Below are 24,213 nucleotides of genomic sequence, written 5' to 3'. Positions count from 1 at the left end.
GCCGGCGAGCAGGGCCGCGGCTTCGCGGTGGTGGCCACCGAAGTGCGCACGCTGGCCCAGCGTTCCGCGACGGCGGCCAAGGAGATCAAGACGCTGATTACGGCCTCGGTGGAGCGCGTGGAAAACGGCTCGACGCTCGCGACCGATGCGGGTCACACGATGGAAGAAGTGGTGAAGGCGGTAAGGCGTGTGAACGACATCATCGGCGAGATTTCGGCGGCGTCGAGCGAGCAGCGCGCGGGTATCGAAGAGATCAGCCGCGCGGTCTCGCAGATGGATTCGGGCACGCAGCAGAACGCGGCGCTGGTGGAAGAGGCGACGGCCGCAGCCCAGTCGCTCGACGATCAGGCGAAGGTGCTGAAGCGGCTGGTGGGGAAGTTTCAGTTGGCTTAGGCGGTTTTTTTCGCCGATGTAAAAACGCCGCTGGGTGCGAACTGTACCCAAGCGGCGTTTTACATTTCAAACCCTAGTCTCAAACCTCATTTCGCATCCCGCTCAATAATCCACTCATGCGCGGGATCGTTATGGAAATGCCACTCGCGCGTGGGGCCGGCCATCACGTTCAGATAGTACAAGTCATAGCCATACGGCACGACTACCGGGTGATAGCCACGCGGCACCATGACCACATCATGATCTTCAACCGCCATGGTTTCGTCGAGATCGCGCGCATCGGTATACACGCGCTGAAACGCAAATCCCTGCTGCGGATTGAGCCGATGGTAATACGTCTCTTCCAGCGCGCTTTCCTGCGGCAGACGATCGGCATCGTGCTTGTGCGGCGGATAGCTCGACGAATGGCCCGAAGGTGTGCGCACTTCCACCACGAGCAGCGATTCGGCCGTCTCGGTCTGCGGAAGAATATCGCAGACGTAGCGCGTATTCGCGCCCTTGCCGCGCGTCGAGCGCTTCATCTGGCCAGGCTCGATCAGGCGCACCGGCAGCGTCCCTTTGGCAGGCGCGCTCGCCACGCCCACTTCCGCTTCGCGCGTGGCGCGCACGGTTGCTTTCATACCGGGCGGCACATAGAGCGCCGTGGGCGCGGCATCTTCGAACACGCTATCGCGCGAGCCCAGGCCCGAATACCGTTGACCATCGACTTCTATATCCACCGCGCCCGACAGCACGACGATGCAGCTCTCGCGTTGCGTTTCGTAGATATGCACGACTTCCTCGGCGCCCAGCCGATACGCCGCGAAGCCCACATAGCGCCAGCCCGCCGTAGCGGGCGTGACGCGCGCGATTGTCTGGCCCTCGCGCGAGGCCTTCACCAGCAGGCTCATGCTGCCTCCTTTGTTTCGGTATCCGGATCATCGACCAGCTTACGCAGCGTGCGATAACCCTTCTGTGCATATTCGTACGACGGCGCGATCACGGGGTCCTGTTCGGCTTCGACCACCAGCCAGCCGCGATAGCCGTGCCGCTTGAGCCGCGCGATGATGGCCGGAAAATCGACCGCGCCATCGCCCGGCACCGAGAACGCGCCCGCGAGCACCGCGTCCAGGAAACTCCAGTTGCGGTTGCGCGCCAGCTTCACGACGGCGGGGCGCACGTCCTTGCAGTGAACGTGGCACACGCGCGCGATGTGCTTGTCGAGTTCCTTGACGGGGTCGCCGCCCGCGAAGGTGATATGGCCCGCGTCGAACAGCAGGCCCACGGCGTCGCTGGTGCGCGCCATCAGCTTGTCGACGTCGGCGGGCGTTTCGACATACGCGCCCATGTGATGATGATAGGCGAGGCGCACGCCGCGCGAGAGGGTGTGCTGCGCGAACCTGTCGAGGCGCGCGGCGTACTCGTCCCACTGCTTCTCGCTAAAAAAGCGCGGACGCTGATAGAGCGGACGCGGCGCGCCCTGGATCGAATCGGCGACTTCGCCATAGACCATCACCGTCGCGCCGTTCTGCGCGAGCAGGTCGAGATGTTTGTCCACCGCGGCGATCTCTTCCTCGACGCTGCGTCGGGCCAGCATGCCCGAATACCAGCCCGACACCAGCGAGAGATCGTATTGCGCGAGCAGCGCCTTGAGCGCCTGCGGCTCGCGCGGAAACTTGTTGCCAAGCTCGAATCCTTCGTAGCCGATCTCGCGCCCTTCGGTCAGTGCCGTGGAGAGCGGCGTTTCGCCGCCCAGCGAGGGCAGATCGTCGTTCATCCACGACAGCGGATTGATGCCGATGCGTACTTCAAATGCGCTCATGTGCGTGCCTCGATCTGGGGATCGTGAATCTCGTCATGCGTTGGAAGGGGTATCGCTGTCGGCCTCATCGATGCCGTCGCGTGCGGGCTTCGTCGCGCGTCCGCCACGCTCGGCGAGCTTGCCGTCGTAGCGCGCGCGCGCCTCGCGCACCGCCGTGCGCGGCGAGACCTCGGGCACCGCGACTTCCCACCACCAGCCGCCGTCCTCGGTCGTGCGGGACGGATCGGTGTCGATGCTGATGAGGTAGGTGCGCGATGCCGCGCGGGCGCGTTGCAGCGCCGCTTCGAGTTCCGCGACATTGGCGACATGCTCGGCCTGTGCGCCCAGCGAGCGCGCATGCGAGGCGAAGTCGATGCGCGGCGCGCCCAGCGGCCCTTGCGCGCAATCCTCGAACAGATTGTTGAACGGCGCGCTGCCCACTGCCTGCTGCAGACGGTTGATGCAGCCATAACCGCGATTGTCGAGCACGACGATGATGAGCTTCGCGCCCAGCATCACCGAAGTGGCGATCTCGCTGTTCATCATCAGATAGCTGCCGTCGCCCACCATCACGATGACTTCGCGATCGGGCCGCGCGAGCTTGGCGCCCAGTCCCCCCGCGATCTCGTAACCCATGCACGAGTAGCCGTATTCGACGTGATAGGCGCCGGGCTGGCCTGCGCGCCAGAGCTTGTGCAGCTCGGCGGGCAGGGTGCCAGCCGCGCACACGACGATATCTTCGGTGTACGAACGGCTCGATGAGCGCTGCACGGCGCCGATCACATCGGCGTCATACGGCAGGCAGTTGCGATCCTGCGGCGCGTGCGTGAGCCGCTCCACGCTCGTGCGCCAGTCGTTGGCGAGTTGCAGGGCGTTGGCGCTCCAGCCGGCTTCGGCGCGCCAGTTGATCAGCGCTTCATCGAGTGCGGCGAGCGCGAGTTTCGCGTCGGCCTGCACGGCGACGCTGTTGAGCTTGAGCGTGTCGAAGCCGTTGGCGTTCACGCTCACTACGCGGGCATTCGCAAACAGCGAGTTCGAGCCGGTCGTGAAGTCCTGCAGGCGCGTGCCCACGGCGAGCACGCAATCGGCTTCGCTGGCCAGCGCGTTGGCGGCGGGCGAACCCGTCACGCCGATTGCGCCTGCGTTAAGCGGATCGTCCCAGGCGAGCGTGCCCTTGCCGGCCTGAGTCTCCACCACGGGAATGCCGTGCGCGGCGGCGAAGGCCTGCAACTGCGGCGCGGCGCGCGAGTAGAGCGCTCCGCCGCCCGCGACGATCAGCGGGCGCTTCGCGCGCAGTAATTGCGTGACGGCGGCGTCGATTTCGGTTTGCAGCGGCGCGGGCGCATGGAAGGTGACGAGGCGCGGCGTGAAAAAGCTGGCCGGATAATCCCACGCCATCGCCTGCACGTCCTGCGGCAGCGCGAGCGTGACGGGACCGCACAGCGCCGCGTCGGTGAGCACGCGCAGCGCGCGGGGCAGGGCCGAAAGCAGTTGCGCCGGATGCACGATGCGGTCGAAGTAGCGCGAAACGGGCTTGAGCGCATCGTTGGCCGATAGCCCGCCATCCTGAAGATCTTCAATCTGCTGGAGCACGGGATCGGGCTCGCGCGACACGAAGATGTCGCCAGGCAGCAGCAACACCGGCAGGCGGTTCACATGCGCGAGCGCGGCGGCGGTCACCAGGTTGGTGGCGCCTGGGCCAATCGACGTCGTGACCGCCATCATGCGGCGGCGAAAGTGCGCTTTGGCGTAGGCGATTGCGCTGTGCGCCATGGCCTGTTCGTTGTGCGCGCGCAGCGTCGGCAATTCATGGCGATACTGATAGAGCGCCTCGCCCAGGCCCGCGACATTGCCATGACCGAAGATCGCGAACACGCCGCCGAATAGCGGCTCGGTGCGCCCGGAGCCGTCCTCGCAAGCAACGCGTTGTGCCGCGAGATAGCGCACCAGCGCCTGTGCGGCGGTCAGGCGCACGGTAGCGCCGGGCTGCACGGCTTGCTGTGCCTGTTCCTGGGCCACGCCGATGATGGGAGCGATGCGTTGATTCATGCCGCTTTCTCCTCATGCGCAATCTGCGCGCGCTCGTGAGACTGGCCTTGCGCATCGCCGCGCGCCGCGCGCCATGCCGCGATCAGCGTTTCGAAAGCGTGGCGCACGCGCGCGATCACTTCCTTGTCGTCGATTTCGCCATTGAGCCAGGCGAAGCTCGGCTCGTAGAAGATCGTGCGGCCGACCGTGAAGCCACGGCAGGTTTGCGATGCGGCCGCAGCGGCGAAGCCGCCCATGAGCTGATCCATCGGCGCCGAAAGACCCAGCAGCACTACGCCGCGGCAATGCGGATCGCGCTCGGCGATCAGCGCGTCGATCGCGCGCCACTGCGCCGCGTCCACCGGCTCGAGCTTCCACCACTCGGGATAAAGGCCGATGTTGTAGAGCCGCTTGAGCGCGCGATAGATGACGTCGGGTGCGTTGGGTTTGCCATTGAGTTTGGGCGGAATCACTTCGAGCAGCAGTTCATGGCCACTCGCCTGGGTGGCGTCGTAGAGCGCACGCAATTGCGCTTCCTGTTCGAGCCGCTGCTCGATCGGCTCATCGGGATGGAACTGCACGAGGCACTTGACCGTATGGCTCGCGGGCCACGCGGCCAGCGTCGTGCCGATCGAGCGGCCATGATCGAACACCAGCGGCACCGAACCCGGCAATTCCACCGGACGACCGATCCACCAGTCGCGCCCGGTCGCCGCATTGAGCGCGTCCTGGCCGTAACGATCGTCGATCAGTACGCCGATCTTGCCTTGCAGGCCAAGCGCGCTTTCGGTTTGCGCGACCGCTTCGACGAACAGATTCTTCAGGTATGAGATGCGCGTTTCGCTGGCGCCGGTCTGCTGCGCGAGATCGAAGAACTGATTGCGATGGTCGAACGCGAAGCCCAGTACTTCGTTGTACTGCTTGCGCGCGGGCGTCACGCGATGCAGGCGCGCAAGCGTCGCGTCGCGGTCGGGGCGACGCATGCGCACGGGGTCGGCCTGCGCTTCGCGCAGGAAGTAGTCGAGTTCCGCGGGCGTGGGCATGGCGGGCGCGCAGCCGTGACGCGAGACTACCAGCGCGCCGCAGGCATTGGCGGAGCGCGCGCAGTCTTCGAGCGGCGCATCGCGCAGCCAGCCCGACAGAAAGCCCGAGGCGAACGCATCGCCCGCGCCCAGCACGTTGAGCACTTCGACCTCCACGCCGCGCTGCATCGGCAGATCGTCGAGAGAGGCGGGCACGGCGCCTTCGACGATCTGGCAGCCCAGCGGCCCGCGCTTGACCAGCAGCGTCGCGGCCGTGACTTCGCGCACGCGCCTGAGCGCCGCAACGAGATCGTCCTGGCCGCCCGCGATGCGGAATTCTTCCTCGGTGCCGATCACCAGATCGAATTGCGGCAGGATGCGCTGCAGGTGCTCGCTCACACCGGCGCTGGCGACAAAGCGCGTTTCGCCATCGGCCTTGCCCGTGAGGCCCCACAGCACCGGGCGATAGTCGATGTCGAGCACCGTGCGCACGTTGTTGCGGCGCGCGTAGTCGAGCGCCTGCAGGCTCGTGCGATTGACCTGTTCGGTGGAGAAGTGCGTGCCGGTGATGAGCAGCGCCTTCGACGAGGCGATAAACGCTTCGTCGAAATCGGCAGGATCGACGGCCATGTCGGCGCAATTCTCGCGATAGAAGATCAGCGGGAAGGTGTCGCGATCCTTGATGCCGAGCAGCACGAGCGCAGTGAGACGCTCGGGATCGATGCGCACGTGGCTCGTGTCGCAACCTTCCTTGTCCAGTGTTTCGGTGAGAAAGCGACCCATGTGGTCGTCGCCGACGCGCGTGAGCATGGCCGATTTCAGGCCTAGCCGTGCGCAGCCGAACGCAATATTCGCCGACGAGCCGCCCAGATATTTGGCGAAGGTGGAGACGTCTTCAAGCCGCGCGCCCACTTGCTGCGCGTAGAGATCGACGCCGAGGCGGCCGAGGCAGACGATATCGCGGCTGCGCCCGGAAGCGAATCGCGATACGGTATTTTCATGACTGGTCATGAGCATTCCTGATGAATTCTGGGTCAGATCGTGGCGCCGTCGAGTTCGGCGATCATCTTCTGCATTTCCGCGCCGCCGGCCATCATGTCGAGGACCTCGTTCTTGGTGATCGTGTCTTTCGTGTAGGTGCCGAGCGAGCGGCCACGATTGAGCAGCGTGAACGAGTCGCCGATGGGGTAGGCGTGGTGGACGTTGTGAGTGATGAAGATCACCGAAATACCCTTGGCGCGCGCCGCATGAATCAGCTTGAGCACATTGAAGCTCTGCTTCACGCCCAGTGCGGCGGTCGGCTCGTCCAGAATCAGCACGCGCGCGCCGAAGTGAATCGCGCGGGCAATCGCCAGACACTGGCGCTCGCCGCCCGACATCGTGCCGATGGCCTGATGCGGATCGCGCACATGGATGCCCATTTCGGCCAGACGATCCTTCGCAACCGTTGCGCTCGTATCCAGGTCCATCACGTTGATGAAGCCGAACAGCTTCTTCTGCGGCTCGCGGCCCATGAAGAAGTTGCGCGCTACCGACAGCAGCGGCACCAGCGCGAGATCCTGATAGACGGTGGCGATGCCCAGATCGAGCGCGTCCTTGGGCGACTCGAAGCGCACCGGCTTGCCGTCGACGTAATACTGGCCTGTGGTGGGCGCGTGCACGCCCGCAAGCGTCTTGATGAGCGTGGACTTGCCTGCGCCGTTGTCGCCGAGCAGGCAGTGCACCTCGCCGCGCTTCAGGCGCAGCGTGACGCCGTTGAGCGCGATGACCTTGCCGAAGTGCTTGCTGACGTTGTCGAGCGCAAGGATGTAATCGGCGTTCGGGTCAGGCTGGTTGCTGGTCTGAATGGTGTCGGACATGGTGGCCTCCGTCTTACGATTGCGCGACGCGGCGGCGCACATAGTGGTTGAAGAGCACGGCGACGAGCAGCATCCCGCCGAGGAACACGCGGAACCAGTCCGAATCGATGTTCGTGTAGGTGATGCCGATCTGCACGACGCCAAAGATGAGCGCGCCGAACGCCGCACCAATCACCGAGCCATAACCGCCCGTGAGCAGTGAGCCGCCGATCACCGCAGCGATGATCGCTTCGAATTCCTTCTGCAAACCGCGGTCGGCGGCGGCCGAACCGATGTCGCACACCTGCAGCACGGCGAACAGGCACGAGCAGAACGCGGTGAGCATGAAGAGCGAAATCTTGACGCGCTTGACCGGCACGCCCACATTCTTGGCGGCGTTCGAATCGCCGCCCACGGCGAAGATCCAGTTGCCGTAGCGGGTGCGGGCCAGCGTAAAGGCGCCGATGATGACGAGCGCGATCCACCACAGGATCACCTTCGGGATGCCCGGCACGAGCGGCTGGCCGTTGTCGAGCATCTTGCCGATGCCGATATGCGCGAGCGCCACGAACAGGCCCTTGAACGCCGTGCCGTGAAACAGCAGGTTGGTCACGAAGTCGGCTTTGGCGACGTCGCCCACGCCCGAGACGATGGTGCGATCCGCGAACATGATCGAGAGCGCCAGAGTGAGGCCGCGCAGGATGAACAGGAACGCGAGCGTGACGATGAACGAGGGCAGCCGCGTGCGCATCACGAGGTAGCCGTTGAGCGCGCCCAGCGCCGTGCAGCCCACGAAGGCGAACAGGATCGACAGCGCAATCGGCCAGTGGAAATACATCGTCGGGATGGCGACCATCATGCCCGCGAAGCCGATCATCGAGCCGATGGAAAGGTCGAACTCGCCGGCGATCATCAACAGACACGCGCCAACGGAAAGGATGCCTAAATAAGCAGCGACCTGCGACCAGTTCATCACGCCGTCAAGGTCGAACATGCCGGAGCCGCCGGCGCCGATCGCGAACACGGCGAACACGAGTACGGTTCCCGAAATCGCGGCGAATTCCGGTCGGCCGAGCAAATGGCCGAACCACGATTCATGGCGCACGCGTTCGTCGCTGGCGGCCGCGGCGTTCGCGGTCGGCGGCGTGGCGGCATCGCTGCCGTCCGGTGCGTGCGAGGGAAAGTGCTTGCCGGCTACACCCATGATGTCTCCTGTCTCCCCGGACCTGCCGTGACGGCTCGGACCGGTAATTAGACGCGCGGCGTTGCATGCGAGTGGCGAGGCAGGTTCGCGTGATGCGTGCCCACGCCGCGCGTGACTGACGAAAAAGCGATGGCGAAAAAACCAGACGAAACAACTCAATAATCAGCGGTACTGACCTGCGTACTTCACGACCTTGTCCAGATTCTCCTTGGTGATGAAGCCCGGACCCGAACGGATATTCTTCGGACCGTACGACGGTTGCAGGCCATAGGTTTCGAGGCGCTGCTTGAACTTCGGATTGGCTTCGAGGATCTGGCGGATCTTCGCGGGATCGGTGGTGTGATCCTTCTTCACGATCGCCAGCACGGCCACTGGAATGTAGCCCTGCAGGTACGGCTGCTGGTCGATGGCGAACTGGATCGTGCCCGCGCGAATTGCCTTGGCGATTTCATCCGAGAAGTCGAAGGTGCAGAAGTAGATCTTGTTGGCGAGGCCCATCTGCGTGACTGCCTTGAGCGTGGCGGCCGCCGGCACGGGACCGAGCGTGAGGATCGCGCCGGTGTTCGGATGGTTGCGCAGGTAAGCGCTCACCTTCGACTGGATTTCCGTCGGGTCCTGGCCCGAGTCGATCGTCGAGGTCTTGTAGTCCACGCCAATCGCATCGGCAAAGCCACGGCAACGATCGAACGACACCGTATTGGTGGCAATGTGGTTCACGCACAGGAACGACTTCACGCCCGCTGCCTTGGCTTTTTCGCCGGCGGCGTGACCGGCCACGTATTCGGGCTGGCCTACGTGCATGATCGCGCCCAGTTGCTCGCTTTGCTCTTCGGTGCCGGAATTGATCGTGACGAGCGGGATCTTCTTGGCCGTGACCTTGGAGATGGAACTCTTGAGCACGTCGAAGTCGGCGATGGTGGTGATGACGCCGTCGTAGTTGCGCGCGGCGGCCTGTTCGATCAGGCGTGCCATGTCGGCGATGTCGCCGTTGGGCGGATTGCGATAGTCGGTCTCGACGTTGAAGTCTTCGTCGGCCTGCTTGATGGCGTTCTTGATTACGTTCCACCACGAGTCCGAATCCGGCGCGTGGCTGATGAGGACGAAGTGCGCGTCGGCGGCGTGCGCCGTTTGTGCGGCCATGACGCTCAAGCCGGTCAAACCCGCTGCCAGCGTGCATGCCGCAGCCAGCCTTCGGAGCATGGTCTTGCCCTTGCGTTGCTTCATTGTCTCCACCTTTCTCGGTCTGTCGTTCGTTTTTGGGGTGAGCCCCGCGAGCGAATCCGGCGGCGCTCAACGACAAGATTAGGCGATCGACCGAGTGCTTGCAACAGAAATTTCATTACAAATAAAAATGGAAAATCTGTTCCATTTGGTGCGGGCGCTGCCTATAATCGGCTCCGTTAGCCATGCCTTCAGAAGTTCTCGAAGGCCCGCCCGGCAAGGGTTTGCGGCAGTGCGGCAAATGGCAGAAGAAAAAGCAGGGAAAACGATCATGGCGGACGAAACCACCGACGCTGTAGCAGGCGTCGACGAATTGATGCAGCGCATCGCGCACGACTATGAAGCGCTGCCGCGGCAGCTCAAAAGCATCGCGACGTATATCGAGCAGAACCGCGCCAGCGTGATGATGGACCGCACCTCCGACATCGCCGCGAGTTGCGGCGTGCACCCGTCGGCGGTGGTGCGCTTTGCACAGCGCTTCGGCTTTTCGGGTTTTTCCGATCTGCAGGCGGTGTTTCGCCAGGCGTATGCGGGGCAGGGGGTATCGGCGACGAGCTATCAGCAGCGCATTCGTCAGTTGATCGACGCGAAGGAAGGCGAGGCCAGCCCGGAGTTGGGCGGCACGGTCGCGCGCGAATTCATCGGCGCGTGCCGCAGCGGACTGGACGAGCTGGAAGCGGGGCTCGACGACGCGCAGTTCGACGCCGCCGTGCAGATGCTCGAACACGCGGACAACATCTATGTGATCGGCGTGCGCCGCTCGTTTCCGGTGGCGAGCTACATCGTCTACGCGCTGCAGCACACGCGCAAGCGCGTACATCTGGTCTCGGGACTGGGCGGCATGTATCACGAGCAGATTCGCAGCGTGAAGAAGGGCGACGTGGTGGTCGCCATCAGCTTCGCGCCTTACGGCAAGGAAACGCAGTACTGCCTGCGCACGGCGCAGCAGCATCAGGCCAGGACGCTGGTGATCACCGACAGCCAGCTTTCGCCACTCGCGCGTCACGCTGATGCGCAACTCTATGTGAAGGAGGGGAGCGCGTTCGCGTTCCGCTCGCTGACCAGCACGTTCTGTCTGTGCCAGGCGCTGTTCGTGGCGCTTGCGTACCGGCTCGAACTCAACGTAGAAGAATCGACCGACCCTGGAGGATACGATGACTGATGGAAAGACGCTGAACGTCGCGGTTTTTGGCGCGGGCCGCATTGGCCGCATTCATGCGGCGAATCTCGCGCGCCAGCCCGGTGTGCGTCTGAAGTACGTGATCGACGTGAATCGCGAAGCCGCCGCCGCGCTTGCCGCGCAGCACGGCGCGCAGGTGGGCGATGTGGACGGCGCGTTTGGCGATGCGCAGATCGACGCCACGGTGATCTGCTCATCGACCGATACGCACTCCGAACTGATTCTGAAGTCGGCGGCGGCGGGCAAGCATATCTTCTGCGAGAAACCCGTCGATCTCGCCATCGGCCGTGCGCGCGAGTGCGCCGATTCGGTCGCGCGCGCGGGCGTGGTCGCGATGATCGGTTTCCAGCGCCGCTACGATCCCACCTTCGCGGCGCTCAAGACGCGCCTGGATGCGGGCGAAATCGGCACGCCGGAAATGCTGATCGTAACGAGTCGCGATCCGGGCGCGCCCCCGGTTGAGTACATCAAGCACTCGGGCGGCATCTTCAAGGACATGCTGATCCACGACTTCGACATCTTCCGCTGGATTCTGGACGACGAAGCCGAAAGCGTGCACGCCACGGGTAGTTGCCTGTCCGATCCGGCGATTGCCGATGCGGGCGATATCGATTCGACGGCGGTGACGATCCGCACGAAGCGCGGACGTCTTTGCCAGATCAACACGGCGCGGCGCGCGGCCTATGGTTATGACCAGCGCTTCGAAGTTCTGGGCAGCGAAGGCATGCTGCAGGCCGGCAACATGAAGCCGACCGAAGTGGTGGCGTGGTCGAAGACTGCAGTGGCGCAGGACGTCCCGGAAGCGTTTTTCCTTGAACGTTATCGCGCCGCTTATGCGCGCGAAATGGCTCATTTTTACGAAGCGGTAACGCAGGGCGTGCCGGTGCGCACGAGTGTCGCGGACGGCCTGAAGGCGCTCGAACTGGCTGAAGCGGCGGCGTTGTCGTGGCGCGAAGGGCGCGTGGTGGAGATGGGCCGGATGAGTCGCGGTTGAGTCACTGATCACGTCGGCGTCGCTTTGATAAGGCGGCGCTGATTTTATATGCAGGATTCCGAAGCAAAGACGAAGGAGACGGACCATGCAATCAAGCGATCGTGCGCGGCCTTTGCGCGTGGGCGTGGCAGGACTCGGGCGGCTGGGGCGGCGGCATGCGCAAAATCTCGCGTATCGGGTGCCGGGCGCCACGCTGGCGGCGGCGTGCAGCCCGCTCGAAGACGATCTGACCTGGGCGCGTGCGACGCTGCCCGACACGCGTCTGTACAGCGATTACGCACAACTGCTCGCCGCCGATGACACGCTCGACGTCGTCTGGCTCGTGACGCCTTCGGCGCTGCACGCGCAGCAGATCGTCGAAGCCTTGCGCGCGGGCAAGCATGTGTTTTGCGAAAAGCCGCTTTCGCTCGACGTGGCCGAGTGCGAGCGCGTGGTCGAGGAGTCGCGCCGCTTTCCTGGCCAGCAGGTCACAATCGGCTTTATGCGCCGTTTCGATCCGAGCTATCACGACGCCTTCGACAAGCTGCGCGCAGGAGCGATCGGCCGGCCGTTTCTCGTGCGCTCGCAGACCTGCGATCTCAACGATCCCGATGGCTTTTTCGTGCGTTTCTCGGCCGGTTCGGGTGGGATCTTTCTCGATTGCACCGTGCACGATATCGACGTCGCGCGCTGGCTGCTGGGCAAGCCGCGCGCCACGCGCGTCTATGCGGCGGGCGCGGTCGCGCTGCATGAAGGACTGCGCGAATTCGGCGACGTCGATAACGGCGTAGCGATCTGCGAATTCGAAGGCGGCAAGCTGGCGATGTTCTACGCCTCGCGCACCATGGCGCATGGCAACGATACGTCGAGCGAGGTGATCGGCACGGCCGGGGCGCTGGCGATTGGCCGCGTGCCGCGTACGAATCGCGTCGAAATTTACGACGCGCACGGCGCGCGCAGCGAGTGCACGCCGACCTTCTTCGAGCGCTTCGAGGACGCCTTTCTGGTCGAGGCGCAGGCCTTCGTCGCGGCGGTGCGCGCGCGTCTGAACGGCGCGGCGTCGGATGCGGGCCAGGGCGCGACGCTGGAGGACGCGCTGGAGGCGACGCGCATCGGCTATGCGTTGCGGCAGTCGCTGCAGACGGGGCAGGCGGTCACGCTTTGAACCTCGAAAGGGTGGAGCCGAGCGTGGCAGGGCGCGGCTGCGGTAAAATCGCATCTATCTGACGCACCGCACAGACCGAACAAGTCGTATTGCGCCATACAGCGTGACGGAACCTTACCGCACGCGACGGCGCGCCACCGAAGGATCCAACCCCGATGCAGATTCAGGTTCATAAGGAAGTGGATGCGCGGGGGCTGAACTGCCCGCTGCCCATCCTGCGCGCCAAGAAGGCGCTGGCCGACATGGAAAGCGGCCAGATTCTCAAGGTTCTCGCCACCGATCCCGGCTCGCAGCGCGATTTCGCTGCGTTCGCCAAGCAGACCGGCAACGAGATCGTCGAGAGCACGCAGCAGGACAAGACGTTCGTGTTCCTGATGCGCCGCCGCTAAAAGCGCCCGACGCACGTAAAAAAGCCCGCAATCGCAAGATTGCGGGCTTTTTCGTTGCGGGAGGCTAAAAGCTTAGCCTTCCAGCACCGGATTGCGCGTGCGCAAGTATTCCTGGAAGTCGTCGGCCACTTCCGGGTGGCGCAGCGCGAATTCCACCGTCGCCTTCAGATAGCCAAGCTTGCTGCCGCAGTCGAAACGCGTGCCGTGATACTTGTACGCCAGCACTTGTTCGTCGGCGAGCAGCGACTGGATCGCGTCCGTGAGCTGCAACTCGCCGCCTGCGCCCGGCTTGAGTGCGCGCAGATGATCGAAAATGCGCGGCTTGAGCACGTAACGGCCGACCACGCCCAGATTCGACGGCGCGACTTCAGGCGCCGGCTTTTCGACGATGCCCGAAAGCTTGACGATCGAATCTTCCCACTCCTTGCCGTCGACAATGCCGTACGAGCGCGTTTCCGAGGGCGGAATCTCTTCCACGCCCAGCACCGAGCTATGGTAGTGGTCGAACACCTCGACCATCTGCTTCATGACGGGCGGCGTGCCGTAGAGCAGGTCGTCCGCGAGAATCACGGCGAACGGGTTGTCGCCCACCAGCTTTTCCGCGCACAGCACCGCGTGGCCGAGGCCCAGCGCTTCCGGCTGGCGCACGTAGAAGCAGTCCACGTTGTTCGGCTTGATGTTGCGCACCAGCTCGAGCAGCTTGGCCTTGCCACGCGCTTCGAGTTCGGCCTCGATCTCATAGGACTTGTCGAAATGGTCCTCGATCGCGCGCTTGCTGCGGCCCGTCACGAAAATCATCTCCGTGATGCCCGCCGCAACGGCTTCCTCCACCGCGTACTGGATCAGCGGCTTGTCGACGACCGGCAGCATTTCCTTCGGGCTGGCCTTCGTTGCCGGAAGGAAGCGCGTGCCGAGGCCCGCCACCGGGAATACCGCTTTAGTAACTTTTAGCATGTCTGTGTCCTGGTCCTCTGGGGTCCGGCGCCGCGCGCGCCGCCAGACCTCACCTTAGCCGATTCAGGCAGGCAGCCGCGCGAGTTGCGCGGTCAGCTTGCCCAGCGTTGCCTGGAATTCTGCCAGTCTTTTCTGCTCTTGTTCAACGACTGCAGGCGGCGCTTTTGCTACAAAACTGTCATTTCCCAGCTTTGAATTGCACTTCGTCACCTCATTGGACAATCGGGCGATCTCTTTCGAGAGTCGTTCGCGCTCGGCGGCCACGTCGATTTCGACCTTCAGCACGAGCTTGTCCGTCCCTACGATAGCAACCGGCGCGCCTGCCGAGGCCGCGTCGAGTGCCGCTTCGTCGGCGATCACCTGGACTTCCGAAAGTTTCGCCAGCGCCTTTGCATAGGGCGCAAACGACTGCAGACGCTCTGCGTTGCCCGTGACCAGCAGCGGCACTTTGGTTGCGGGCGAGAGGTTCATCTCGCCGCGCAGGTTGCGGCACGCGTCGATCACGGCCTTCAGGTCCGTGGCCCACTGTTCGGCGGACTCGTCGATCTTCTTCTGTTCGGCGACCGGGTACGGCTGCACCATGATCGATGCTTCGCCTTCGGCCTTGCCTGCGGGGTAGGCGTCGGTCAGCGGCGCCACCTTCTGCCACAGCGCTTCGGTGATAAACGGAATCACCGGGTGCGCGAGGCGCAGGACGGTTTCCAGCACGCGCAGCAGTGTGCGGCGCGTGGCGCGCTGCTGCTCCGGCGTGCCGGTCTGGATCTGTACCTTCGCCAGTTCCAGATACCAGTCACAGTATTCATCCCAGACGAACTTGTAAATGGCATTGGCCACATTGTCGAGACGATAGTCGGAAAAACCCTTGGCGACGTCGGCTTCCACGCGCTGGAGCAGCGACACGATCCAGCGGTCGGCCTGCGAGAAGTCGGTGTAGCCGCCCGGGCCGCAATCGCCCGGCTGGCAGTCGCCCGGCTTGCTGAAGCCGCAATCGTGGCCTTCGCAGTTCATCAGCACGAAACGCGTGGCGTTCCAGAGCTTGTTGCAGAAGTTGCGATAGCCTTCGCAGCGCGCGAGGTCGAAGTTGACGTTACGGCCGAGCGTGGCCATCGACGCCATCGTAAAGCGCAGCGCATCGGTGCCGAACGCGGGAATGCCTTCCGGGAATTCCTTGCGGGTTTTCTTCTCGATGGTCGCGGCCTGCTTCGGGTTCATCAGGCCCGTGGTGCGCTTGCTGACCAGCGTTTCGAGGTCGATGCCGTCGACGATATCGATCGGGTCGAGCGTGTTGCCCTTGCTCTTCGACATCTTCTGGCCTTCGGCGTCGCGCACGAGGCCGTGCACGTAGACCGTCTCGAACGGCACCTTGCCGGTGAAGTGCGTGGTCATCATGACCATGCGCGCCACCCAGAAGAAGATGATGTCGAAGCCCGTGACCAGCACGGAAGAGGGCAGGAACGCCTTCAGTTCCGGCGTCTCAGCGGGCCAGCCGAGCGACGAGAACGGCACCAGCGCCGACGAGAACCACGTGTCGAGCACGTCTTCGTCGCGCTTGAGTGCGCCGGTGTAACCCTTGGCGTCGGCCTTGGCGCGCGCTTCTTCCTCGTTCTTCGCAACGAAGATTTCGCCGTTTTCGCCGTACCACGCCGGGATCTGGTGACCCCACCAGAGCTGGCGCGAGATGCACCAGTCCTGGATGTTTTCGAGCCACTGGTTGTAGGTCGTGGTCCAGTTTTCCGGCACGAACTTGATCTGGCCGCTGCGCACCACGTCGAGCGCGGTTTCGGTGATCGACTTGCCCGGGTTGAAGGTGCCTTCCGGCGCGGCCTTGGTCATGGCCACGAACCACTGGTCGGTCAGCATCGGCTCGATCACCACGCCCGTGCGGTCGCCGCGCGGCACCATCAGCTTGTGCGGCTGCACCGAATCCAGCAGGCCCAGCGCCTCGAAGTCGGCGACCACCTGCTTGCGCGCCTCGAAGCGGTCGAGGCCGCGGTACTTTTCAGGCGCGTTGTCGTTGATCTTCGCGTCGAGCGTGAGGATCTCGATCATCGGCAGGCCGTGACGCTGGCCGACCTGATAGTCGTTGAAGTCGTGCGCGGGCGTGACCTTGACGACGCCCGTGCCGAACTCGCGGTCCACGTACTCGTCGGCGATCACGGGGATTTCGCGGTCGGTCAGCGGCAGCTTGACCATCTTGCCGATCAGGTGCGCGTAGCGCTCGTCTTCCGGATGCACCATCACGGCCGTGTCGCCGAGCATGGTTTCCGGACGCGTCGTGGCGACCGTCAACGTGGCCGAGCCGTCCGCGAGCGGATAGCGCAGATGCCAGAGATGGCCGTTTTCTTCTTCGCTCGCGACTTCGAGGTCGGAGACGGCGGTCAGCAGCACCGGGTCCCAGTTCACGAGGCGCTTGCCGCGATAGATCAGGCCCTGTTCATAAAGGCGCACGAACACGTCGCGCACGGCGGTCGACATCTTGTCGTCCATCGTGAAGTATTCGCGCGACCAGTCGATCGACGCGCCGATGCGGCGCACCTGGCCCGTGATGGTCGAGCCCGACTGCTGCTTCCATTCCCACACGCGTTCGACGAACTTTTCGCGGCCCAGATCGTGGCGCGAAATCTTCTGCGCGTCGAGCTGGCGCTCCACCACGATCTGCGTGGCGATGCCCGCGTGGTCGGTGCCCGGCACCCACAGCGTGTTCTCACCGAGCATACGGTGATAGCGCGCAAGGCCGTCCATGATGGTCTGGTTGAACGCGTGACCCATGTGCAGCGTGCCGGTGACGTTGGGCGGCGGCAACTGGATCGAGAAGTTCTTGCGGCCGGGCTCGAAGGTCGCGGCGGCGTAGCCTCGACGCTCCCACTCGGGGCCCCAGTGGGCCTCGATGGTCTGGGGCTCGAAGCTTTTCGCTAGCGTGCTGTCGCTCATGGGTGGAATCTGCCGAAAAAAGGATGCGTAAAACCTTCGATTATAAGGGCAAGCGCTAACCCGCCGGGCCGCGCACCGGTTCGAAGCCACTCGCCAGGTGCAGGCCGGGCGAAGGCCAACTGCAGTTGGGACCATCCCGGACGATCCGCCGTCGGCATTTATAATGGCGGTCTACTCCGAAGTCCTCCACGAGTTCCACACGAAGTCCGCCGCCCCATGCCCGAATTGCTCGCCAATCTGAATCCCGAACAACACGCCGCCGTCACGCTGCCCAACGAACCGGCACTCATTCTGGCCGGCGCCGGCAGCGGCAAGACGCGCGTGCTGATCACGCGCATCGCATGGCTGATCCAGCAAGGTCTCGCCTCGCCGATGACGATCCTCGCCGTGACCTTCACGAACAAGGCCGCGCGCGAAATGATGGGCCGCCTGCAGGCGATGATGCCGATCGACACGCGCGGCATGTGGATCGGCACCTTCCACGGCCTGTGCAACCGCATGCTGCGCGCGCATTACCGCGACGCCGGCCTGCCGCAGACCTTCCAGATTCTCGACACCGCCGACCAGCTTTCGGCGATCAAGCGTCTGATGAAGGGCCTGAACGTCGACGACGAAAAATACCCGGCGAAGAACCTCCAGTACTTCATCAACAACGCGAAGGAACAGGGCCTGCGTCCGAAGGACGTCGACGTCACGGACAACTTCAACCGCAAGTTCGTCGAGCTTTACGAAGCCTACGACCAGCAATGCCAGCGCGAAGGCGTGGTCGATTTCGCCGAGCTGCTGCTGCGCTGCTACGAACTGCTCGCCTACAACCCGCCGCTGCGCGCGCATTACCAGGCGCGCTTTCGCGACATTCTGGTGGACGAGTTCCAGGACACCAACAAGCTCCAGTACGCGTGGCTCAAGCTGCTGGCGGGCGAAGGCAATGCGATCTTCGCGGTGGGCGACGACGACCAGTCGATCTACGCATTCCGTGGCGCGAACGTCGGCAATATGCGCGACTTCGAGACCGAGTTTCGCGTCAAGCACATGATCAAGCTGGAGCAGAACTACCGCTCGCACGGTCATATTCTCGATACCGCGAATCACCTGATCGCGCATAACTCGCGGCGCCTGGGCAAGAACCTGCGCACCGACGCGGGGCACGGCGAGCCGGTGCGCGTCTACGAGGCCGCGACCGATTCGCAGGAAGCGGGCTTTATCGTCGAGGAAATCCGCGCGCTGATCGCGCAGGGCCTCGCGCGTCACGAAATCGCCATTCTTTACCGCAGCAATGCGCAGTCGCGCACGATCGAGCACACGCTCGTCAACGGAGGCATTCCGTACAAGGTGTACGGCGGTCTGCGCTTTTTTGAGCGTCAGGAAGTCAAGCATGCGCTCGCATATCTGCGCCTGATCGACAACCCGAACGACGACACGGCGTTCTCGCGCGTGGTGAACTTCCCGGCGCGCGGCATCGGCGCGCGCTCGATCGAACAATTGGCGGACGCGTCGCGGCTCTACAACTGCTCGATGGCGGCGGCGATTCCCTATGTCACGGGCAAGGCGGGCACCACGCTCGGCTCGTTCGCCAATCTGGTCGCGAAGATGCGCGCCGAAACCGCGCAGATGAGCCTGCCGGAAACCGTCGAGTACACCGTGCGCATGAGCGGTCTCGCCGAGTTCTATCAAGGCGAGCGCGAAGGCCAGGACCGTCTGGAGAACTTGCAGGAACTCGTGAATGCGGCCACGGCGTTTGTGAGCGAGCAGGGTTACGGCATGGACACGCCGGCGCGCTCGATTGCGCTGCGGCCCGGCGCGTCGAACGCGCCCGAGATCGTCTCGCAGGACGGCGAGATCGAAGTGCTCGACGCACCCACGCTTACCGATCCGGCCCAGAACCCTGACGTCATGACGCCGCTTGCCGGTTTCCTCTCGCACGCCTCGCTCGAAGCGGGCGACAACCAGGCGCAGGCGGGCCAGGATGCGGTGCAACTGATGACGGTGCACGCGGCCAAGGGCCTCGAATTTTCGGCGGTGTTCATCACCGGTCTGGAAGAAGGCCTGTTCCCGCACGAGAACAGCGCGATGGAAGCCGATGGCCTCGAAGAAGAGCGCCGCCTGATGTACGTGGCGATCACGCGCGCCAAGGAGCGGCTCTATCTGTCGTTCGCGCAAAGCCGCCTGCTGCACGGCCAGACGCGCTATAACGTGCGCTCGCGCTTTTTCGACGAACTGCCGACGGAAACGCTCAAGTGGCTCACGCCGAAGGTGGAGGCGGGCGCGCGCTGGGGCGGGCGTTCGGACAACGCCGGCTGGGGCCGCGACTGGTTCTCGCGCGGCGGCAATGGTGGCGGTGGTGGTAACAGCGGCGGCGGCTCGCGCGAGCGCGATGCCTATGTCGCCGACAAGACGCCGCTGCCGAATTTCGCCAACGAGCAACGCGCCGCCGAAGCGGGTTTCCGCGTGGGCCAGGACGTGTTCCACACCAAGTTCGGTGAAGGCAAGATCACGGCGCTCGAAGGCAGCGGCACCGACGCCAAGGCGCAGGTGCGTTTCAAGCGTCACGGCGAAAAGTGGCTCGCGCTGGCGGTGGCGAAGCTGCAGGCGGTTGACTAAGCCTATCTGTCCGAACTACGGGGAATTCACACGATGACCAGCAATACGCGCCCGCTGGGCGTGCTCGCGGCGCTGCCGCAGGAACTCGGCGACCTGATCGCGGCGATGCAGGCCGAATCGGGCGTTCAAACGCGTACCCTCGGGCAGCGCGACTATCACCTCGGCACGGTACACGGCGTGCCTTGCGTCGTGACGCTGGCGCGGGTCGGCAAGGTGGCGGCCGCTGCCACAGCCAGCGCGCTGATCCACGTCTTCGATGTCGAGGCGATCGTCTTCACGGGCGTGGCGGGTGGCGTGGGCGAGAACGTGCACGTGGGCGATGTGGTGGTGGGTGAAACGCTGCTGCAGCACGACATGAACGCCGAACCGCTGTTCCCGCGCCATGAGATCCCGCTGCTGGGCCGCGCGCGTTTCGACGCGGATCGCGCGCTCGCCGCCGCGCTGGCGGCCGCATGCGAGCGCTTCGTCGCAGAAGAGGGCGTGGCGCTGGCGGCGCGCTTCAAGGGCGCGCTGCCGCGTCTGGAGCACGCGCTGCCGCGCGTGCATCGGGGGCTGGTGATCAGCGGCGACCAGTTCGTGGCGAGCGCGGCGGCGGTGAGCGCGCTGCGCACTGCCTTGCCCGACGCACTGGCCGTGGAGATGGAAGGCGCGGCGATCGCCCAGGTCTGCTACGAGTACGGCGTGCCGTGCGCGGTCGTGCGCACGATCTCCGATACCGCCGACGAACACGCAAGCGTGTCGTTCTCCTCGTTTCTCACCGATATTGCCGGCACGTATTCCACCGGCATCCTGCGCCAGTTCCTGGCGGCTTACGGCGCCCGAGCTTAAGCCTTGCGCGCGGCCTCCACGGCTTCGCGAATCGACTGCAACGCGCCCGCGTCTTCGATAGTTGGCAGATCGCCGGGCTCGCGGCCTTCGGCAAGCGCCGCAATCGCGCGGCGCAGCAGCTTGCCCGAGCGCGTCTTCGGCAGCGCTGGCACGAAATGCACGCGCGCGGGCCGGCCGATCGCGCCAAGCTGGCGATCCACCGTGGCCGCAATCGCCGCCGCGAGCTTGTCGGCGGCTTTCGGATCGGCCGCCGCCGCGGCGTCGCGCAGCACCACGAAGGCCAGCGCAGCCTGACCCTTCACCGCGTCGTTCACACCCACCACGGCCACTTCCGCGACTGCCGCATGCGAGGAAATCGCTTCCTCGATCTCGCGCGTGCCCAGCCGATGCCCCGCCACGTTGATCACATCGTCGGTGCGCCCGAGGATCGTCACGTAGCCGTTTTCATCCTGCACGCCCCAGTCGAAAGTCGAATACACCTGCTGGCCCGGCACGCTTTCCCAGTACGTTTTCACGAAGCGCGCGTCGTCGCCCCAGACGGTCTGCATGCAGCCCGGCGGCAACGGATAGCCCAGCGTAATCACGCCTTTGGCGCCGCTCGCGCAAGGCTCGCCCGTGTGCTCGTCGCGCAGCACCAGGTCGTAGCCGTAGCAGGGCACGCCCGGCGAACCCAGCTTTTGCGGCAGATCCTCCACGCCGCGCTGGATCGCGAGCATCGGCCAGCCGGTTTCGGTCTGCCAGTAGTTATCGACGACGGGCTTGCCCAGCGCGTCCGAAATCCATGTGGCGGTTGGCTCGTCGAGCGGCTCGCCTGCGAGGAACAGCGTGCGCAGGCTGGAGAGGTCGGCGGCGTGCAGCAGCGCCGGGTCCTGCTTTTTAAGCACGCGGATCGCCGTGGGCGCAGTGAACATCAGGTTGATCTTGTGGTGCTCGACAAGACGCCACCAGACGCCGCCGTCGGGGCGCACCGGCGTGCCTTCGTACATCACGGTCGTCATGCCCGCGAGCAGCGGCGCATAGATGATGTAGCTATGCCCGACCACCCAGCCGATATCGGATGCGGTGAACATGGTGTCGCCCGCGCGGCCTTCGAAGATGTATTCCATCGATGCCGCGAGCGCCACCGCATAGCCGCCCACGTCGCGCTGCACGCCCTTGGGCTTGCCGGTCGTGCCCGAGGTGTAGAGGATGTACGACGGCTCGTTCGATTCGAGCCATTCGCAGGGCACATGCGCGTCGTGATACTGCTCGCGCAACGGTTCGTAGTCCACCAGATAGGGCGCCGCCAGGCGCTCGGGCGCAAGCTGGCGGTCGATCAGCAGCACCTTGGGCGGGGCGAATTCGGCGCGCGCCATCGCTTCGTCCACCAGCGGCGTGTAGTCGATCACCTTGCCGCCACGTGCGCCCGCGTCGGCGGCCACCAGCAGCACGGGCTTCGCATCGTCGATGCGCGCGGCGAGACTCGGCGCCGCGAAGCCGCCGAACACGACCGAATGGATCGCGCCCAGCCGCGCGCAGGCGAGCATCGCGAACACGGCTTCGGGAATCATCGGCAGGTAGATCAACACGCGCTCGCCGCGTTTGACGCCCAGCGAGCGCATCACGGCGGCCATGCGGTTGACCTCGGCGTGCAGGTCGGCGTAGGTGTAGCGGCGCTCGATGCCGGTTTCGGTCGAGACGTAGACAAGGGCGTTCTGCTGGGCGCGCGTCGCCAGATGGCGATCGACGGCGTTAAAGCAGAGATTGGTGCGCCCGCCCGTGAACCAGCGGGCGAACGGCGGATTCGAGCGGTCGAGCACGGAATCGAACGGCGTCTCCCAGTGGATGCGCGCGGCTTCGCGACCCCAGAAGTCCTCGGGCTGTTCGATCGACTCGTGGTGAAAGTCGCGGTAGCGCATGACGTCCATCCTCCCGTGCGGTGGAGAGTCAGGATAGTGCAGCGCAACGGCGGCGGGCAACGCGGGCGAACCCGTGGGTTTGCCCGCGTGACCCGCGTGACTTAGCGCAGCGTGTCCGGCGCGGTGTCGCCCGGCGGGCGCGGGCGCGGCTGCGCATGCCAGCGCCGCAGCCAGCGGCAGGCAATCGCAATGGCTGGATCGAGTTGCGCGCTCACGGCGGGGCGCAGTCCCGCGCCATAATCGTCGAGCTCGAGCGGCTGGACCCCGACCAGCACCAGTTCGCGCGGAGAGTTGCCCTTGAGCTGGGCGCAGGCGAAGGTATCGGCGAAATCCATCTGATGCAGGTTGACCGGATGCGTGCCCAGGTGCCGGATAGCGTCGTCGCCTTCGCGCACGCACAGCGTGCCGGGCACGCAGCCGAAATCAGCGGCGTTGAAGACGATCATGCGTTGCGCCGCCTCCACCAGCGGCAGGAGCGTGCGCCCCTCGATGCCGCCCGCCACGAATTCGACGTGCGGCGCGCATTGCCAGCCGGCCTTCAGGCGCTCGATGGCGCGCATGCCGAAGCCGGCATCGCCCCATTGCTCGTTGCCGATGCCGAGCACGACGATGCGTGGCGCTGCCTGGGTGCGCACGCCGCGGACTGTCGGCGCGCTCGAATAACGTGCGAAGACCTGGGGAATGTGCTCGTAGAGGAAGCTCACGCGATTCACTTGGCGAAGGACCGTAAAGTCAGAATAGTCCTAGGTGTGAACCGCCCATGTGTTGATGCGTATCAAAGCGCAGGACCGCATGGTCGAATAGCTGACATTGTTTAGCAGGTCGCTGACGGAGTCTGTCGGAGTCGATGCCTGGGGTGTGCGTTAAAACAACGTTCGGCGCGTCGGAAACTCTGGCACAAAGCGCGCGCATAAAAAAGAGCGCCCGCAGGCGCTCCATGTTGCTCATCCATCGTCGATGCAGCGGTTTTGCAGCGCTTATGCGCCGGGCTTGACCACCACCGTGCAGGTCGTGCCTGCCGAGAGAATCATGCCGTCCGGCACCTTGTCGATGTGGATGCGCACCGGCACTCGCTGCGCGAGGCGCACCCAGTTGAACGTGGGGTTCACATCGGCGAGCAGTTCGCGGCTTTGCGGATTGTCGCGATCGTAAATGCCGCGCGAGATGCTTTCCACGTGGCCTTCGAGCGTGCCGCCGCTCATCAGCTTGATATCGGCCTTGTTGCCCACCTGGACGTGCGGCAGTTTGGTTTCCTCGAAGTAGCCGTAGACCCAGAACGAGTGGCTGTCCACCACGGCGAGCTTGGCCTGCCCGCCGATCGCGTAATCGCCCTTGAACACCTGCAGGTTGGTGATATAGCCGTCCACCGGCGAGATCACGCGCGTGCGGTCGAGGTTGAGCTTGGCGGCGTCGAGCGCGGCGAGCGCCTGCTGGTACTGCGCCTGCGCCGAATTCGCGGTGTGCGAGGCGTTTTCGCGGTTTTCCTGCGAGACCACCAGGCTGTCCATGTCGGCGCGGCGGCGTGCGTCGTCGAGCTTCATGGTCAGTTCCGCCTTGCGCGCGGCCACGGCGGCCTCGGCCTGTTCGACGGCGATCTGATAGTGCGACGGGTCGATCTGCATCAGCAGGTCGCCCTTGTGCACGAACTGGTTGTCCTTCACGGGCAGCTCGACCACGGCGCCGGAGACGTCGGGGGCGATGTTCACCACTTCGGCGCGCACGCGGCCGTCGCGGGTCCACGGCTCGTCCATGTAATGAACCCACAGCGCGCGGCCGACCAGGATGGCGACGACGAAAATGATTGCCGT

19 protein-coding genes are annotated in these 24,213 nt (G+C 64.7%); 7 read left to right on the top strand and 12 right to left on the bottom strand.

The window, feature by feature from the left end:
• Positions 1–393 (top strand): methyl-accepting chemotaxis protein (locus VG320_RS03630; RefSeq protein WP_327198794.1); only part of this gene is annotated, 393 nt, incomplete at its 5' end.
• Between the two features lie 86 nt (positions 394–479).
• Here VG320_RS03630 and iolB read toward each other — a convergent pair.
• The 7 genes from iolB to VG320_RS03595 form a co-directional block, all read right to left on the bottom strand.
• Positions 480–1,283, bottom strand: coding sequence for a 5-deoxy-glucuronate isomerase (gene iolB, locus VG320_RS03625; protein ID WP_327198793.1), 804 nt, complete (start codon positions 1,281–1,283; stop codon positions 480–482).
• The gene (iolE, locus tag VG320_RS03620) at positions 1,280–2,194 is read right to left on the bottom strand and encodes a myo-inosose-2 dehydratase (RefSeq protein ID WP_327198792.1); all 915 of its coding nucleotides are present in this window, start codon (positions 2,192–2,194) and stop codon (positions 1,280–1,282) included. The genes iolB and iolE overlap by 4 nt, the downstream gene beginning before the upstream one ends.
• Before the next feature lie 33 nt (positions 2,195–2,227).
• The gene (gene iolD, locus VG320_RS03615; protein ID WP_327198791.1) at positions 2,228–4,222 is read right to left on the bottom strand and encodes a 3D-(3,5/4)-trihydroxycyclohexane-1,2-dione acylhydrolase (decyclizing); all 1,995 of its coding nucleotides are present in this window, start codon (positions 4,220–4,222) and stop codon (positions 2,228–2,230) included.
• Positions 4,219–6,234, bottom strand: coding sequence for a bifunctional 5-dehydro-2-deoxygluconokinase/5-dehydro-2-deoxyphosphogluconate aldolase (locus VG320_RS03610; RefSeq protein WP_327198790.1), 2,016 nt, complete (start codon positions 6,232–6,234; stop codon positions 4,219–4,221). The genes iolD and VG320_RS03610 overlap by 4 nt, the downstream gene beginning before the upstream one ends.
• Before the next feature lie 23 nt (positions 6,235–6,257).
• A complete protein-coding gene (locus VG320_RS03605; RefSeq protein WP_327198789.1) occupies positions 6,258–7,082 on the bottom strand; it encodes an ATP-binding cassette domain-containing protein in 825 nt (274 codons plus the stop codon).
• Between the two features lie 13 nt (positions 7,083–7,095).
• Entirely contained in the window at positions 7,096–8,265 is a 1,170-nt protein-coding gene (locus VG320_RS03600; RefSeq protein WP_327198788.1) for an ABC transporter permease, read from the bottom strand.
• A 162-nt stretch (positions 8,266–8,427) separates the two neighbouring features.
• On the bottom strand, positions 8,428–9,489 hold the full coding sequence (locus VG320_RS03595; RefSeq protein WP_327198787.1) for a sugar ABC transporter substrate-binding protein: 1,062 nt from the start codon (positions 9,487–9,489) through the stop codon (positions 8,428–8,430).
• 268 nt (positions 9,490–9,757) lie between these two features.
• Here VG320_RS03595 and VG320_RS03590 point away from each other — a divergent pair, with 268 nt between their 5' ends.
• From VG320_RS03590 to VG320_RS03575, 4 genes are all read left to right on the top strand, one after another.
• A complete protein-coding gene (locus tag VG320_RS03590) occupies positions 9,758–10,648 on the top strand; it encodes a MurR/RpiR family transcriptional regulator (protein WP_327198786.1) in 891 nt (296 codons plus the stop codon).
• A complete protein-coding gene (gene iolG / locus VG320_RS03585) occupies positions 10,641–11,660 on the top strand; it encodes an inositol 2-dehydrogenase (protein ID WP_327198785.1) in 1,020 nt (339 codons plus the stop codon). Before VG320_RS03590 ends, iolG begins: the two co-directional genes overlap by 8 nt.
• A gap of 85 nt (positions 11,661–11,745) precedes the next feature.
• On the top strand, positions 11,746–12,804 hold the full coding sequence (locus VG320_RS03580; protein WP_327198784.1) for a Gfo/Idh/MocA family protein: 1,059 nt from the start codon (positions 11,746–11,748) through the stop codon (positions 12,802–12,804).
• Between the two features lie 161 nt (positions 12,805–12,965).
• A complete protein-coding gene (locus VG320_RS03575) occupies positions 12,966–13,193 on the top strand; it encodes a sulfurtransferase TusA family protein (protein WP_027815106.1) in 228 nt (75 codons plus the stop codon).
• A 72-nt stretch (positions 13,194–13,265) separates the two neighbouring features.
• On the opposite strand, the gene galU is transcribed toward VG320_RS03575, so the two are convergent.
• Positions 13,266–14,147: a UTP--glucose-1-phosphate uridylyltransferase GalU gene (gene galU, locus VG320_RS03570; RefSeq protein ID WP_167056491.1), complete on the bottom strand. Its 882-nt coding sequence runs from the start codon at positions 14,145–14,147 to the stop codon at positions 13,266–13,268.
• 63 nt (positions 14,148–14,210) lie between these two features.
• Positions 14,211–17,078, bottom strand: a complete 2,868-nt coding sequence (locus VG320_RS03565) for a valine--tRNA ligase (protein WP_327198783.1) — start codon at positions 17,076–17,078, stop codon at positions 14,211–14,213.
• 216 nt (positions 17,079–17,294) lie between these two features.
• Here VG320_RS03565 and VG320_RS03560 point away from each other — a divergent pair, with 216 nt between their 5' ends.
• On the top strand, positions 17,295–19,679 hold the full coding sequence (locus VG320_RS03560; RefSeq protein WP_327198782.1) for a UvrD-helicase domain-containing protein: 2,385 nt from the start codon (positions 17,295–17,297) through the stop codon (positions 19,677–19,679).
• A 33-nt stretch (positions 19,680–19,712) separates the two neighbouring features.
• Complete coding sequence (locus VG320_RS03555) at positions 19,713–20,507, top strand: 5'-methylthioadenosine/adenosylhomocysteine nucleosidase (protein WP_327198781.1); 795 nt, start codon at positions 19,713–19,715, stop codon at positions 20,505–20,507.
• On the opposite strand, the gene VG320_RS03550 is transcribed toward VG320_RS03555, so the two are convergent.
• The 3 genes from VG320_RS03550 to VG320_RS03540 all read right to left on the bottom strand — a co-directional run.
• On the bottom strand, positions 20,504–22,405 hold the full coding sequence (locus tag VG320_RS03550; protein WP_414695959.1) for a propionate--CoA ligase: 1,902 nt from the start codon (positions 22,403–22,405) through the stop codon (positions 20,504–20,506). The genes VG320_RS03555 and VG320_RS03550 overlap by 4 nt on opposite strands.
• Positions 22,406–22,506: 101 nt before the next feature.
• Complete coding sequence (locus tag VG320_RS03545) at positions 22,507–23,109, bottom strand: hydrogenase maturation protease (RefSeq protein ID WP_327198779.1); 603 nt, start codon at positions 23,107–23,109, stop codon at positions 22,507–22,509.
• Positions 23,110–23,382: 273 nt separating this feature from the next.
• The coding region (locus tag VG320_RS03540) for an HlyD family secretion protein (RefSeq protein ID WP_327198778.1) at positions 23,383–24,213 on the bottom strand (831 nt) is incomplete at its 5' end.

It is taken from the genome of Paraburkholderia sp. (genome assembly GCF_035948235.1).
Classification (GTDB): Bacteria; Pseudomonadota; Gammaproteobacteria; order Burkholderiales; family Burkholderiaceae; genus Paraburkholderia.
The sequence above is the reverse complement of the archived record's forward strand: the minus strand, read 5'-3'. Positions and strand labels throughout refer to the sequence as shown.